Genomic DNA, 15309 nt, shown 5'->3' on the forward strand with positions numbered 1-15309 from the left:
TAAATTCAGTTTAACAGATAGTTAGCGCATCAGGTACGGGAAGTTTTTGAATTATTAACTTTATCAAAGGTCGTAAAAACGCTGGCCAAACGGTTTACTCTCCGACCACTTTGACCCAAAAACCTTCACTAGCCCTAGCCGCTGCTATCTATTTTAAGGGTAGCTTAAAACTATCGAATTTCAGCAAGTTGCAGCGCCAATTTGATCCAGCGAGAGAAGAGGAAAATTGACTAATGGGCGCAACCATACCCAAAACCACGTACTAGAAAGAGCCTGTTCAGCAGTAAACCTTTGCTCTAGCCTAGATACAAAAAAAGCCTTCAAATGAAGGCTTTTTCATAGCGATAGTACGACCTAGACCATACGAACCAGCGATTTACCAATCAGCCATTCCAGCTCTTTCTCGCTGCCTTGACCAAACTGTGTTTCAGTCATTTTGTACAAACGCTCAATCCCATTTGTCGCAAACTCGTGAGTGCTTTGAGAGGTAACGATATGATGGAAAAGCAAACGCAAAATCGCGCGAAACTCTTCATTGTCTAGCGCTTTCACCCAGCTTGAAGAAAACGCTTCTAAACCGTTATCAAAATCAACATGCTCAACAAACATCTTGAAAATGCGACCGTCTAACGCGGCAGTGAAGTCCGTTTTCTTTGGAAAGTGGTGGCTAATGCCCGTTCTAGAAACGCCAGTCTGCTGGCTTAGAGTGGTGTAAGACATTTTGTCATAACCAAGACGCAACAGTTGATCAACAACCGCGTCCATGATCTTTTGTATCGTGATCTCAGTATCTTCTTTACTACGCTTTGGCATGTTCAGGCTCTTCTCTTTGTAAATCCGTCTGTCTAACTCAATAAGAGTCATGCATAAAAAAACCTCTTCTCTGTCGCCTACCTATACTGCGCTTGCATCAGATAAACCGTACAAGCAATCTAATTATGGTGTAAGCTAACCAACACAAGTACGCATTCCACGAACTTATGAAATGAAAAGGCATCATCTTTTCTAGATATAATTTGATTGCCGATAGTCTAATAATTTACTTTAGCTGACAACTAACTGAATGGCATTCTGACGCGTAAATGACATTAAATTTCGCCAATTAGTGATCTAGATCTCATGGCGGTAGATCCTCCGTTCAAAATCCATCCAGTTAGTAACTTGGAAACAACATAAAACGCAGCCTTGAAACAAATTCAACACCCTTTGCTTTTTATAGATAAACCGATCATTAGTCGCTAAAATGACCCTAATTTAAGTAAGAGGATATATTGAGATGAGCACTGAACAACAAGACGTTTGTGAAGCTTGCGGTTGCGCTGGAGAAATGGGTTTCATCATCAAAGAAGGCGACGATGTCGCTGAGGTGACAATCTATGCGCAAGGCAAAGCACTGCTTGAGAGTGAACTGGCTAAATACATTGAACTGGCGCAACAAGTCTGCGCGGCAGTGCAATATGAAGTGTCCCCTATCGAAGAAGAGTCAAACGAGCTAACAGCACGTTTTAAATTTGAAGTCAGCGCAGAAAAACTGATCTTCGAATTGAAGACTCGCTCACTGGCACGATAACTTTCCAAGTGGACTATAAAACGGGCATCACGCCCGTTTTTTTATGTCTGCAGCCTTCTCAGATTGACCCAAGGTTACGAGTCAATCCATACTTAAGAAAGTTTGATTCGTAAAGGCAAGGTATGCGCACAATAGCTCTGGCGATGTTGTTAACCCTCACGACGGGCATTAGCTACGCCGCTCCATTAGATCAGTTTCGAATACTCAATCATCTTGATAACTACGGCAACCTTGATCTGCGAAATAAGCCTTATGATGAGCTCCCCCCAGGTCTTATCGTGGATGGAAACTTAAACATTGCAAAGACGGGTATTAAAACGCTCCCTGAGGGATTGGAAATTCATGGCAGCCTTGATGCGTCAAATAGCGCCCTGAGTCGGTTGGAGAAAGGGGTGAGCATCAAAGGATTTGCCAACTTACTCGGCGCCAATATCAAACGCTGGCCGCCCGGTATTCAACTTGGGGGTTACCTCAACCTAACTGATACGCCGCTCACCTCTCTGCCACCAAGACTCAGAGTAAAAGGCGATTTGAGTGTCATTCGCACGCCATTAACGAAGCTACCGGAAGGATTGGTCGTGGAGGGTAATTTGTACATTGGTGGCTCAAAAATTACCGAGTTCCCAAATACAATGACGGTACGGGGAAACATCTTTTTAGGTGGAAACCGGATCAGTAAATGGCCAACCAAACTCAACCTTGGGGGTGCCGTTGCTCCATAATGGGGTGGTTAAACGATAAAGGGATGCGCTACGGCATCCCTTTATTCATTTTTATCACTAATTTTGGTTATTCACCGGATTCGCGTAGCTGGCAATCAAATAAGGCTGAGCAGCTTCTGGCAATTGGACCAACTTATCTTTCAGGCTCTGCTTGACGCTTTGATCAACGTCCTCATTTCCTGCTGCCAGTTGGTTGATCGGAAACAACTTGTAGTGCAGATGGATTTGGCGATCAATTTCTTCTGCGAGCGCTTCTGGCGTGTCATAGGTCTGGGAGATAACGTCACCAAACGCAACGTGGACACGACCCTTTTCTCCCACGATGCCTTGAATGATGCTCTCGATGTCTTCGAACTCACCTTTTTCGTAGCTTCCGTGCTCTGCTTTTTGCCATAGCTCTAACGCTTTTGCGATGTCACACGGATCATTTTCGTAAGAAATAGACACCGGAACAATCTTCAACGATTTAATGTACTCAGAAAACTCAATTTTCTGCTTACGTCCTTCAACGTGGAACATCTTTAAAATCGCTGGATCGGTAAAGTCATTGCCATCTTTCGCGCGTCCTTCTTTTTGCGCAATCCAGATCGAATGCCCCGTATCCAACGAGTGCTTGATATAAGCAGATAATGTCCCAAGCGCCTTCATCATTTCACGCGGGCCTTTCGCTGAGCGTTTCACGATAAAACTCTTGTTCAAACGCATCAGTTCTGTTGCACACGGTTTTTTTAGTAAGTTGTCGCCAATCGCGATACGAACCGTTTTGTGTTCGCTTTGGTACAAACCATAGTTAACTAGGGCAGGATCCATCGCAATGTCACGGTGATTGGAAACAAAGAGATAGGATTCCTGCTTATCAAGCTTCTCCAAACCGCTATAAGTCACCCCGTTTGTTGTGGTGCTAAGGGTTTGTTCAAGATATTTTTTTACTTCAAACTGTATCGCTTCAACGGAGTTGAGCTTGGACCATTTCATTCTTAAGTACACTTTCACCAAAGGTGACATCAGTGCCTTAAACCAGCCAGCGTGGTTAGAGAAACGGTGCTGTAAAATAGCGCTAATAAATTCTTCGTCGTTTACCAGTCGATCAATCGCCGCTGGAATCTCGTCATCATTGTAAGGACGGATATCAATAAATGGGTCGTTAGTTTTAGTCATTTCTAGTTACATCAAACAAAAAGCTGGCCTATTCTACGCATAGATGGCGATCTTAGCAGCTATACTTCTCTCAGATTTGCAAAGGTCAGACCACGTTTTTACCTTAACTTGATTTGATATTGGATTTTGAGACGAGACACGTTACTCTTAGCGCCCCATTTGTAATGAGTATTCCCATGCACTACGCCATCTCACATCAGACTTCGCGATACGACTTCCTCCACTCCACGGCAAGACGAAAACTGTTAAAGCACACCCTTTTGCAGGTCAAAGAAGGTTTGGTATTGGTCAAGTTAGGCAAGTTAGAGTATGCCGTAGAACCTCGCCAGAGCTTCTGGTTGCCGTTTGATACTTTATGTGCAGTTAGCTACTTCCCAAATACACGCGTTCAATGTATTGAAATCTCGAGCCGAGTCCAAGTGTCGTTGCCGAAACAAGGTGGATTTGTGTCCCTAACTGAACTTGCTCAAGCGATATTCAATCGCTTATCGGACGACTCACGAAACACTCAAAACGACGTCGATCTGCTCACAGTGCTGAAAGCCGACATCGCACAGTTGGCACCCACTCTGCAAGAGAGTCCATTGACCCAACAGGTCAATCAATGGACGTGGGATTGCGCAGAGTCTGACCTAATAAATGAGCATCAGTTGGTATTGAAAATCCGTGAAGCAAAAAAGAGGCTTTTGTCGGGCAACAAACGAGCGCAAGTCATCAATCAAATGTTTGATGGAAACGAAGCGCTATTCACGCAACTGGAATCCATCACGCTAGGTGACTAGTAGAAAAGTTTAACAATTTACTGGCTGAATAATCATTTACTAACTATAGATCTATGAGTAACCGCTCAATTTTATAGATAGGGATGTCCGAATGAAATTCAGCCATAAAATCGTGGCAGCATCATCTGCTCTCTTGCTTGCCACCGTCACTTTACTTACGCTCCAACAATATTACACCGTCAAAAGTGAAATCCGCTCGCAAGTCACCTCCAGTGTCAACGAAATCGTTGATGGGGTAAGGGACACGACCGGCGCAGAAATCAACAGCCGCAAGGCGATCGCGGCATACGCGACAAGTATGCTTGAAGTCGATTTATCGCCCAAATCCATCGAAGCGGTATTAACGAGACCGGTTGTCAAAGAGACCTTTTTACTCGCCGGTTTAGGTTTTGAGAAAGATGGCTCGAACATCAATAATGACCCTTCTTGGAATCCCGGACCAACGTGGGACCCACGCGTTCGCCCTTGGTACATTGACGCGAAAAACTCCGGCAAACTGATCATCACCGCGCCTTACGCCGATTCTGCTACCGGAGAGATTCTGGTCTCGATTGCCACCCCTGTTCGTGATAACGGCCAGTTCATTGGTGCTATTTTCTATGACGTAAGCTTGGCCGCCCTTGCCGAGTTGGTTAACCGAGTCCAACTTTTCAACGCCGGTTATGTATTTATCGTATCTGGAGACGGTACGACCATTGCCCACCCCAAAACGGAGCTAAATGGCGCTCCGATGAGAGATTTCCTCGGCGACGCTCAAATTAAAGAAGAGCCTCAACAAGTCATGTTGGATGGAAAGCAGTTCACCCTCGACTTTTCTAAAGTGTCCGGTGAAGACTGGTACATTGGTGTGATACTTGACGAGGAAGTGGCGTATCAATCCCTCGCGGACTTGCGAAACAGCTCGATTGTCTACTCGATTATCGCGCTTGTCATCAGTGTGTTTTTACTACTGTTACTGATTCGTGCTCTGATGAAACCTCTAGATACATTAAATGACGCCATCCAAGACGTTGCCTCTGGGCAAGGTGATTTGACCAAGCGCCTGGACACTAAAACAGACAAAGAGTTTTCAGTGCTGGCTTCTGGCTTTAATGATTTTACAGGAACCCTGCAACAACTGATAACCCAGTCGAAAGCCATCGGCTCTGAAATTTTGCGTGGCTCGGAAATGACATCAATGGGCCTACAAGAGTCAGCAGCTGCAATGCAAGATCAGCTTCATGAGTTAGAACAGCTTGCTACCGCGATGCACGAAATGGCTACCACCTCTGGTGAAGTCGCCAACAATGCCCAAGGCGCCGCCGCAGCAGCAAAAGAAGCCGACGACGCGACAAGCTTGGGGACTTCGGTTGTCAGCGATACGACGGGCGCAATTAATAACCTGTCGCAGAAAATCGATGAGGCAGTAGAAGAGGTTAAGGTGTTAGAGTCGGCAACCGATAACATTGAAACCATTCTGAAAGTGATCAATGACATTGCCGATCAAACCAACTTACTTGCTCTTAACGCGGCGATTGAGGCAGCTCGAGCGGGCGAATCTGGTCGCGGCTTTGCCGTGGTTGCCGATGAAGTGCGAACCTTGGCTCAGCGCACTCAAGAGTCGACCACTGAAATTCGCAATATGATTGAACAACTTCAAGCCGGTGCAAGCTCAGTTGCCAACGCGATGAACATGAGTAAATCCACTGCAACCGATGCAGTTGCACGTGCGCAAGAAGCCAATGTCGCGCTCAACAGTATTCGCGATGCTATTCAACGCATTAGCGATATGAATATCCAAATCGCCTCTGCTGCAGAGGAACAAAGTTTGGTCGCAGAAGAAATCAACAACAACACTGTGAAGATAAAAGATCTCTCCACACAAGTGGCGGATGCGGCTGAAAACGCTAACATCGCGATGCAAGCCCAAACAGAGAATATTCGTGAGCAGGACTCTATACTGAACAAGTTCACCGTCTAAGCTCGACGCTAATCAACCCTATGTTAGGGCGCAATCTATGCGCCCTTTTTTTATTTATTCAGTGCTGACCGCCATCATGCTGCTTGTGCCAGAAACACGCATTTCGACACGTCCTTTCACGGAGGAGTACTCGCGTCCGGAGAGCAAATCAGTCCAATTGTGCTCAGAGGTCAACTCTATCGTTTGCGCCCGTTTCGATTTGTTGATGATAACAACGCCCTTCTCCCCACGAGAGAAGACCAAAACGTCATCCGACGCTTCAATGACCTTCATCGGTTCACCGTGAACAGAGTTGTGGAACCTGATCGCAGCGACCATCTTAGGGTCATTCCACGCATTTAACCATCTCGGGTTACCACGTTTATCTAAGTAGCCACTGGTATCTAGGTCGGTGTAGATGAGTGGCACCCCACCATCTCGCCCCAAAATATAGCTGTAGGCTAGCCACTCTAACGCTTCGTCCATCACAAGGTTTTCAAAAACTTGGTTATTGGGGATGTCATGCGTGATGGCAAAAGTAATGGCTCGTCTTTGTGATAGCGCCTGCCCAAAACAGTATGGATCAACCCAGCTTTTTAGACTTCCGCCGGCTTCGAGCGCGTCATACGTCACCTGAAACAATGGGAAATCGTAAGCACCGAAGCGGGTGTGAGCGAGAAAAGGTTCCAAGAATAGCTCGTACTCGGGCTTAGTGGCGCCGCCACTGGTAATGATCTCGCCGAAAATATGCGTGTCTTGGCAAATCTCCTCGGTCCAAACTTGTTGTAGATGCTCTAGAGTCATGTGCTTTGCCGCATCAATGCGAAACCCTTTAAATCCTAACTTTTTGAGCGCTAAAAGGTAGTTTTGCTGTTGGGTCACAACGTTGTCGCAGACTCGTAAGGTCGGTAATCCTGGATCTTGCGGACCTCCAGTAATACGACCGTTTTGGACTTGCCACTTGTCTTCCCAGTCCTTGATGCCGAACGCTTCAACAAAATCAGGATAGTCAAACAAGGGCTCAGTCAGATCGCCAAACAACTTCTGTTGTTCGAAGTAGTCCGCTTCTGTTTGATAGTCTGCTAACTCATTATCACTTGGGTATTGTAAATCGGTGCGCACGGACGACTCATTGGCCATGTGATTAAACACCACATCGGCATAGACGCGAACGTCGTATTGCTTTAACTCTGCAATCATTGTCTTGACGTCGTCAGTATTACCTAGCTGGTTATCAATAACGCGATAATCTTGTGGTTGATAACGTTGCCACCATTGAGTTCCCGCCTTTGTTTTTAGTGATTTCATTGGTGGCGAGACCAATACGGTTTTATATCCAGCTTGGGCAATTTCTTTCGCTCGCTTGGTCACCAGTTCGTAGGGCCAATCAAACGCATGCAAAATGACATCAGTTGCGTGAATGTTACACATCACCTGTTCCTTTGGTTGTTCTTCTTTATTGAACGTAATCATTTCATTGTCATCATAGTAGCAAACAGGATCACCCTTCCTATCCCCCTAAGATGCACTTTTTGCGTAGTAGCCATAAGGCGTAGAGATAGCGAAACAGTGACCCTTCCAATAAAATTGCCTCCAAGACGAGGCTATACTGATAGATAAGTTAAGTAAGGGAAGCACAATGAACAAAGTTCGTATTGATATCGTCTCTGATGTGGTTTGCCCATGGTGCATCATCGGCTACAAACGTTTAGAGCAAGCCTTGATGACACTGTCTGATAAAGTGGAAGCCGATATTAACTGGCACCCTTTTGAACTCAACCCAGCAATGGGCGTAGAGGGGCAAAATCTCAAACAGCATTTACAGGAAAAGTATGGCACCAACGATGAAGCGAGTGACGCCGCTAGGCAAACGTTAACCCAACTCGGGAATGAAGTTGGATTCTCATTCCATTTCACTCCGGATATGCGCATCTACAACACGCGCAAAGCACACCAGTTGCTAATGTGGTCATCGAGCGAAGGGAAACAGTTGGACTTACAACTTGCACTTTTCCACTGCTACTTCACCGACAATCAAGATATCGGAGACGAAGCAGTCTTGATCCAATGCGCTCAAAGCGTCGGTCTAGACCCAAGTGTGGCCGAAGAGGTTATCCGTGATGAAGGCTGGGCAGAGAGTGTCGCCACTACGGAGCAACAATGGCTTGAAGCTGGTATCAACGCCGTACCTGCGATTATCATTAATCAAAAGCATCTGATCTCAGGGGCGCAAACAACCGACCTCTTGATTTCAGCGTTACGACAAATCACACAAGAGTAACAAGGAGAGCCTTGGTTCTCCTTAGTTTATCGGTTTTTAACTCGCCCAATCAGCCACCAAACAGAGACCACGACCAAGCCAGCGACCACGCCAATCAAGCCATTTAATAAGCTAGGAAACAGCGCTTTTGCCAAAGAGATGTTGGGAATGTCCATGATAATCGGCTCTATCCAGTGGTGAATCATCGGAACGTTGTGGACCACAATCCCACCACCAACAAGAAACATGGCCGCTGTACCGACGACCGCCAGCACCTTCATCAGTTTAGGGGCAAACGCAATCAAGCTTCGTCCAACTGTCGCCATCATCCCTTTACCTTGGCTTCGGCGCTCTAAGTAAAAACCAAGATCGTCGAGCTTAACGATACCCGCAACAAGACCATAGACACCGATCGTCATCAATACCGCTATTAAGCTCACCACCAGCACTTGGGTAAGTGTGGACTGACCTTGCACTGTCCCTAACGCAATCACAATAATTTCCGCTGAAAGGATAAAATCGGTTCGAATTGCACCGGCGATCTTTCGCTTCTCATACTCTTCAATGGATAACTCATTGTCCAGCTGCACTTTCTCTTGCTCGGGATGCTTACTATGAAACTGCTTTTCAATGATCTTCTCTGCCCCTTCGAAACACAGAAACAAGCCGCCAAGCAATAGCAGCGGCATAATCAGCCAAGGGACAAAAGCACTAATCAATAGCGCCGCAGGAACCAACACGAGCTTGTTGCGAAATGATCCTTTCGCCACACTCCAAACTACGGGGATCTCACGTTCTGCTGTCACGCCAGATACTTGCTGCGCGTTCAACGCAAGATCATCACCTAAAACTCCGGCAGTTTTCTTTGCCGCGACTTTCGACATTAATGCAACGTCATCAAGAACGGTTGCGATATCATCCAACAAGGTTAAAAGGCTTGCACCTGCCATAAGTCCACTCTCATTAGGACCATCAATCAATGTAAGCAAATGTAACACTAGAATTAGAAAGGACAAATCAAATTGACGCTAAGAGAGGGAAAAACTGACCATTCTTACCGCCTAGTGATTGCGAGACTGCGCATTGCGCACTATGCTGTGGCGATATTTTAATAACCTCAAAGGCAAGGTAATGCGCAGTTCTTACACCTACCCTATCGGCACCCCAGGACAAAAATGGGGAGATGCGGAACGAATCGCTTGGCGTGAACAAACCACCATCAAACGCGAATACCAGCAAGAAGTTGTGCCTAAAATTAAAGCGCTAGCTGAACGTTTTAATGTTGAGCAATATGGCGCGCTCTCTTATGACCCTGAGCGCTACCCTCTTTTGTGCATCAAGAGCAAACAATGGGACGCAGCGAAACCAACGGTTTTAATCACAGGCGGCGTCCACGGCTACGAAACCAGCGGCGTACATGGCGCTCTGCTGTTTGCTGATGAACAGATGGAGAAATATAGCCAACAGTTCAATATCATCGTCGCGCCCTGTGTTAGCCCTTGGGGTTATGAAACCATCAATCGTTGGAACCCACTGGCCATCGATCCAAACCGTTCTTTCTACGCAAACAGTCCTGCTGAAGAGTCAGCAAACCTTATGGCTCTTGTTGCGACAATTGAAGGCGATGTGCTGGTTCATATCGACCTGCATGAAACAACGGATACAGATGAGAGTGAGTTTCGACCAGCGCTCGCCGCAAGAGAGGGTATCGAATACATCGAAGGCATGATTCCTGATGGCTTCTACACCGTGGGCGATACGGAAAATCCACAACCTGAGTTCCAAGCAGCAGTGATTGCATCGGTGAGCAAGGTCACACATATCGCACCTGCCGATGAGCAAGGCGAGATCATCGGTTCACCGGTTGTGCAACATGGCGTGATCAATTACCCGATGGTGAAACTTGGTCTGTGCGGAGGCGTCACGACCTGCACTTTTGGCACCACAACCGAAGTGTATCCAGATAGTGACAAAGTCACCGACGACGAATGCAACCGCGCGCAAGTCGCTGCGATCGTCGGTGGGCTAGATTTTGTAATAGAGCAGCTCTAAAGATCAACTCACTACAACAAAGGCGCAGACAATATTGCGCCTTTTTTGGTTTCTAACGAACGTACCTAGCCTGCGCTTTAACCAAACAATTACAGCAGTTTGTTTTTGTACTGCTCTGGTGTCTGCCCAGAGTACTTTTTAAACATGGCAATGAACGGACTCGCTTGGTTATAGCCTAAGGTGAGCGCCACCTCTTTCACCGAATGACCTTTACGCAAAAGATCCATCGAATAGAGATAACGAACACGCAACCGCCACTCCGTAAAGCTCATTCCGAGTTCAGATTGGCAATGGCGCGCGAGCGTACGCTCCGTGGTGTGAACGTGCTCCGCCCACTCCGATAGGCTGCGGTTGTCGATGGGGTTTTCTTCTACCGCTGCTAATATCGTCGCCAGATACTTATTGTCCGTGGACGGAAGAAAGTGATGTTGCGTATCCCGCGTAGCGAGTTGATCAAGCAGCACTTGAACCAATCGCCTATCCTGCTCAGTCTGCGCCACATTTACCCCACGTTGACGAAAATCGTCGATAATCGCCGACACAATCGGCGTCACTTTGATCAAGCTTGTACAATCAGGAAAATTTGTGGTGAGAGTATGATCGATGTTTAACGAACAATAGGATAAGGGCTTTCGGTTATAACTTGTGTGTTTTACCCCCGCGGGTACCCAAATCGCTAGATGAGGCGGCGCGAGAAATCGAGTATCTTCCGCCTCCATCTCTAAAATTCCACCACTAATCAATTGCACCTGCCCCCACGGATGGCTGTGCATTCGGGTTTCTGTGTTGGACAAAAACGCCTCAAAATTCATAAATACATCGGATGGTGCTTTATCGATTGATAAAGACGGATGAAGATGTTTCGCTGACTTTCTCAAACTTGTCTTCCTACAACGCCTAATGTCTTTTTAAAGATATTTGCAATCATATAGACCTGTCACACTAGTTTCCATCAAAATAACGCGATGGCAATCACATGGTTTACCTGTTACCCCTCATTACCGTTTTCATTTGGGGCGGAAATGCAATCATTAACAAGATGGCGTCAGAGGTCATTGAACCAAGCTCAATGGCTTTTTACCGTTGGCTACTGGCGATTGCCTTGTTGACCCCTTTTTGCCTCTCGAAAGTGATCAAGCAGTGGGGCATCATCAAACCTTACTTGGCAAAAATCGCGTTTTTGGCATTGCTTGGCATGGTACTTAACCAGACCTTAGCGTACTACGCCGGATTAACCACCAGCGCATCAAACATGGCACTGATTTCATCACTGGTTCCGTTACTCAGCGTTTTCCTAAGCGTGCCATTATTGGGTAAATCCATCTCACCTTTAAGCATCATAGGGGGCGTTTTGGCGCTCGCTGGGTTAGCGCTGATGCTGGGTCAAGGTGATGCCACCTTCTTCTTGCATAACTCTATTTCGTTTGGTGACGGGCTGATGGTGATCACCGCAGTATGCTACGCCGCCTATTGTGTCCTGCTTAAACGTTGGAAAATGCCAATCTCGAATTGGACTATGGTTTACATGCAAGGCGTATTGGCACTGTTGATGCTCACCCCGCTCTGGTTAACCAGCGATCAACTACTGCCGGCCACTGAATCTTTACCACTCATCGCGTATGCAGGCGTTGCGGCGTCGGTTCTCGCTCCTTGGATGTGGGTTAAAGCGATTGACATCATAGGCGCAGATTCAAGCGCGATGTTTATGAACCTAATGCCGGTCGTAGCGATAACCCTTGCAGCAACGTTACTTGGTGAAACCATTCAACACTATCACCTGTTTGGTGGGTTGATGGTGATCTCTGGCGTACTACTTTCTCAACTAAAACTCAAACGTAAGACACAACAAACGCTGCAAAACGTTAACCAGATATAGGTAGTTACTGACAATTCAGTATATGGTTAAAGGGCGAGCTAAAATGTACTTTATAATTAGATAAGATTGTTAGTTGCGCAAACGTCAGTAAAAAATGGGCTAGACCTCACTCACGTTGGGAGGTTTTATGATAGAACTGGAGCGCATTGAAGACATCTACAACCATGACCACTTCACACTGCATGAAGTGGTCTTGAATGAAATAGGCTCTTACGTGTTCGTCAAGAACCGTCATGGAGAGTACCTATACGCCAATCAACTCACTCTGGAGTTATTCAACACTGACCTCGAAGCGCTAAAAGGGAAAACCGATCATGACTTTTTCGACCCCGAGCTGCTCGACGATATTCTAACCAGCGACCGAACCGTGTTTGAAACGGCGAATACGGTCATTCACGAAGAGCACACCAAAGCCATTCCCGACGGCAAACTGCGCATCTACCGAGCCATCAAAAAGCCCATTATTTGCATCAACACGAAGAAAGTCATTGGCTTAATTGGCGTTTCAACGGATATAACCGATTTGGTCAACATGCGGGAGAAATTAGCCGAACTCGCCAATACCGATGAACTCACCAAATTGTGCAATCGACGTAAGCTGTGGCAGTTTTTTTCCAGCGCTTACCACCAAGCGTCTGAGTTAAATACACCGCTCTCTTGTATCGTTATCGATATTGATCATTTCAAGAAAATAAACGACGCACACGGACACGATTTTGGCGACAAAGTGATTGTCGAGCTAGCTGATATTATTCGCCGCAACTTGCGCAGTGCTGACTGCTGTGGACGAATTGGCGGTGAAGAGTTTTTGATTGTATTGAGTAACACCTCAGCACAAGGTGCGCATGAGATTGCTGAGCGCTTACGAACTAACTTTCAGAACTCGCCGATCAATCATGTGACTGCTCCGTTTACAATTTCATGCGGAGTGACTGAGCTCACCCGTGAAGACTGCGATTTTTTCGCGTTGTACCGACGCGCCGATCAAGCGCTTTATGATGCGAAGCACAACGGACGCAACAAAAGTGCGATCCGCTGATTATCGAGATGAAAACGAAAAGCGCCTCAAAAAAAGAGACGCTAACCTTCGTTAGTTAACGATATCAAGGTCGGTTTCTGGGACGCAGCAACAAGCTAACGCGACACCCATATTGCGCTCTTCCTCGGTGATAGCTGGCACATCAGGTTGATGCACTTTCCCTGACTCTACCGTCACCTTACAAGCGCCGCACAGCCCCGCACGACAACTGTTTGCAATGGGTAAACCGGCATCTTCAGCTTGCTCAAGCAATGTTTTTTGGTTGTCCCCTGTAAACACATTGCCATTTAACGAAATCGTGACTGACTTGTGCTCTTTCACGGCGACAGTCGCCACACCAAATGCTTCTTGGTGATAACAAGACTCAGGCAGCCCCTGTCTTAACAGCAAGTTCTTCGCTTTTTGCATGAAGCCATCAGGACCACACACAAACACCTGACGCTGATCTGGATTTTTAATTTGCTTGAGGTGAGAAAGGCTTAATCTTCCTTTCAAGCCAAACCAGTCTATCGGCGCTTGAGTCAACGAGATAAACACAGTCAATCCTTCATGCTTGCGCTTTAACTCATCCAGCTCTTCTTTATACGGAATGTCTTCCACACTGCGACATTGATGGTAGAACACGACATCATTGACTTGGTCATGATCTGAAAGATAACGAAGCATAGACATCATGGGTGTGACGCCACTCCCAGCCGATAGCAGCAACATCGGTAAACCTTGCTTATTGCCAATATGAAAACGTCCATCAGGGTCTTCGCAGCTCAATGTATCGCCGACTTGGAAGTGGTCGGCTAGCCAGTTAGACACGCGACCACCGTTAACCCGCTTAACAGAGATGGCCAAACGACCAGGTCGTGATGGACTAGATGACAACGTATAGCGACGCGCTACTTGCTCACCGTCAATGTCCAACGTAATCGGCAGATGTTGACCCGATCGATAAATCGGCATGTCTCCGTGCTGAGGCTCCAACCAAAATGTGGTGAAATCTCGGGCGATATCTTCTCGCTCTACGCATGTCATGAGACGCTGTACCGGAGAATTGTCTTCGTAGACCTCTTTCTCTTTATACTCTAGGACCTCGACTTGATCGCCCTGGCGAATCATTCCTTCATTCTTCGCCACTAAGTTCTGACCAAAGAAAACGCCACCCCGTTCGTTCGCTCTGAACTGTGACAAAGTACTTAACGGCTCTTTGGACGCACGAAACTCACCTTTCTCAACGTCTACCGTCGTCAAAACGCAGCGCTCACAAGGCTTTACCGCTTCAAACTCGACTTCACCAATGCGAATTCGCTTCCAGCTATCTTCAACAAAAGGTTCGCTGGCACTGACCACCAAATTAGTACGAAACTGGTCCATCGAATGTGTCTCTGAACTGCGTCGGTTCAACTCATCCAATGACGCTTCGCTGATCACCAACAGCGGATAACCATCAGCAAAGCTCACGTTATGTCCGAGCTTTTCCCTGACACGGTTCGACTGTTCACCTGTAAACAGCAACTCCACACGCTGGCCAAGTACTTCACTGAACCAATCATCCGCGTCATCCGTCGTTGTGTAAGCAGTAAAATTGTCTTTCCAGACCTGAGCTGGCGCCTCTTGCATTTTAAAGTCTTGATAACGCAAGCGCAGCGGCTCGTATCCTGCAGCGGTAAAAATCAACCCGTCCGGTGTTAATGTTGAGGTAACCAGCACCATTTGAGGGTATTTACGCGCGGTCACCATAGAACCATCAGAAAGGGCAAGCATAAAACGGCGATCAAAGGCGAGACCTTGCTTTTCCACCCATGCAGAAGAGAGTGAGATACCACCAACAGATTTAACCGGAAAAACATTGATTTGAGAAAGAGTTGAAGCTGACATTGCTAATCCTGAGCTTGTAATAATTTGGCTATATTATACTCA

14 protein-coding genes are annotated in these 15309 nt (G+C 46.7%); 8 read left to right on the forward strand and 6 right to left on the reverse strand.

Features of this window, described 5'->3' with window-relative positions:
* Positions 1 to 354: 354 nt before the first annotated feature.
* On the reverse strand, positions 355 to 813 hold the full coding sequence (locus tag ACUALS_RS19645) for a TetR/AcrR family transcriptional regulator (RefSeq protein WP_038141606.1): 459 nt from the start codon (positions 811 to 813) through the stop codon (positions 355 to 357).
* 463 nt (positions 814 to 1276) lie between these two features.
* On the opposite strand from ACUALS_RS19645, the gene ACUALS_RS19650 reads away from it, so the two are divergent.
* Together ACUALS_RS19650 and ACUALS_RS19655 are read left to right on the forward strand one after the other, a co-directional pair.
* Positions 1277 to 1570, forward strand: a complete 294-nt coding sequence (locus ACUALS_RS19650; RefSeq protein WP_038141607.1) for a YfcZ/YiiS family protein — start codon at positions 1277 to 1279, stop codon at positions 1568 to 1570.
* A gap of 122 nt (positions 1571 to 1692) precedes the next feature.
* Entirely contained in the window at positions 1693 to 2292 is a 600-nt protein-coding gene (locus ACUALS_RS19655) for a hypothetical protein (protein ID WP_454449469.1), read from the forward strand.
* A 57-nt stretch (positions 2293 to 2349) separates the two neighbouring features.
* Here ACUALS_RS19655 and ACUALS_RS19660 read toward each other — a convergent pair whose 3' ends face one another.
* Positions 2350 to 3450: a 1-acyl-sn-glycerol-3-phosphate acyltransferase gene (locus tag ACUALS_RS19660; RefSeq protein WP_454449470.1), complete on the reverse strand. Its 1101-nt coding sequence runs from the start codon at positions 3448 to 3450 to the stop codon at positions 2350 to 2352.
* Between the two features lie 176 nt (positions 3451 to 3626).
* Between ACUALS_RS19660 and ACUALS_RS19665 the strand changes: the two genes are divergently transcribed.
* Both ACUALS_RS19665 and ACUALS_RS19670 read left to right on the forward strand, forming a co-directional pair.
* Positions 3627 to 4232 (forward strand): AraC family transcriptional regulator, encoded by a 606-nt coding sequence (locus tag ACUALS_RS19665; protein WP_454449471.1) that lies wholly within the window; start codon positions 3627 to 3629, stop codon positions 4230 to 4232.
* 91 nt (positions 4233 to 4323) lie between these two features.
* Positions 4324 to 6192: a methyl-accepting chemotaxis protein gene (locus ACUALS_RS19670; RefSeq protein WP_005469572.1), complete on the forward strand. Its 1869-nt coding sequence runs from the start codon at positions 4324 to 4326 to the stop codon at positions 6190 to 6192.
* A 54-nt stretch (positions 6193 to 6246) separates the two neighbouring features.
* On the opposite strand, the gene ACUALS_RS19675 is transcribed toward ACUALS_RS19670, so the two are convergent.
* On the reverse strand, positions 6247 to 7602 hold the full coding sequence (locus ACUALS_RS19675) for an alpha-amylase family protein (protein WP_454449472.1): 1356 nt from the start codon (positions 7600 to 7602) through the stop codon (positions 6247 to 6249).
* Positions 7603 to 7810: 208 nt separating this feature from the next.
* Here ACUALS_RS19675 and ACUALS_RS19680 point away from each other — a divergent pair, with 208 nt between their 5' ends.
* Positions 7811 to 8452, forward strand: a complete 642-nt coding sequence (locus ACUALS_RS19680; RefSeq protein WP_454449473.1) for a DsbA family oxidoreductase — start codon at positions 7811 to 7813, stop codon at positions 8450 to 8452.
* 26 nt (positions 8453 to 8478) lie between these two features.
* Here ACUALS_RS19680 and ACUALS_RS19685 read toward each other — a convergent pair whose 3' ends face one another.
* Positions 8479 to 9381: a DUF808 domain-containing protein gene (locus ACUALS_RS19685; RefSeq protein WP_454449474.1), complete on the reverse strand. Its 903-nt coding sequence runs from the start codon at positions 9379 to 9381 to the stop codon at positions 8479 to 8481.
* A 181-nt stretch (positions 9382 to 9562) separates the two neighbouring features.
* Here ACUALS_RS19685 and ACUALS_RS19690 point away from each other — a divergent pair, with 181 nt between their 5' ends.
* Positions 9563 to 10483, forward strand: coding sequence for a M14 family metallopeptidase (locus tag ACUALS_RS19690; RefSeq protein WP_454449475.1), 921 nt, complete (start codon positions 9563 to 9565; stop codon positions 10481 to 10483).
* A gap of 89 nt (positions 10484 to 10572) precedes the next feature.
* Here the strand turns inward: ACUALS_RS19690 and ACUALS_RS19695 are convergent, their stop codons facing one another.
* Complete coding sequence (locus tag ACUALS_RS19695; protein WP_269978254.1) at positions 10573 to 11361, reverse strand: AraC family transcriptional regulator; 789 nt, start codon at positions 11359 to 11361, stop codon at positions 10573 to 10575.
* Positions 11362 to 11459: 98 nt separating this feature from the next.
* Here ACUALS_RS19695 and ACUALS_RS19700 point away from each other — a divergent pair, with 98 nt between their 5' ends.
* Both ACUALS_RS19700 and ACUALS_RS19705 read left to right on the forward strand, forming a co-directional pair.
* Positions 11460 to 12359, forward strand: a complete 900-nt coding sequence (locus ACUALS_RS19700; protein ID WP_454449476.1) for a DMT family transporter — start codon at positions 11460 to 11462, stop codon at positions 12357 to 12359.
* A 127-nt stretch (positions 12360 to 12486) separates the two neighbouring features.
* Positions 12487 to 13398, forward strand: coding sequence for a GGDEF domain-containing protein (locus tag ACUALS_RS19705; protein WP_454449477.1), 912 nt, complete (start codon positions 12487 to 12489; stop codon positions 13396 to 13398).
* A 51-nt stretch (positions 13399 to 13449) separates the two neighbouring features.
* Here ACUALS_RS19705 and ACUALS_RS19710 read toward each other — a convergent pair whose 3' ends face one another.
* Positions 13450 to 15267 (reverse strand): MOSC N-terminal beta barrel domain-containing protein, encoded by a 1818-nt coding sequence (locus ACUALS_RS19710; protein WP_454449478.1) that lies wholly within the window; start codon positions 15265 to 15267, stop codon positions 13450 to 13452.
* Positions 15268 to 15309 lie beyond the last annotated feature (42 nt).

The sequence above is a fragment of the Vibrio sp. NH-7 genome, assembly GCF_053643215.1.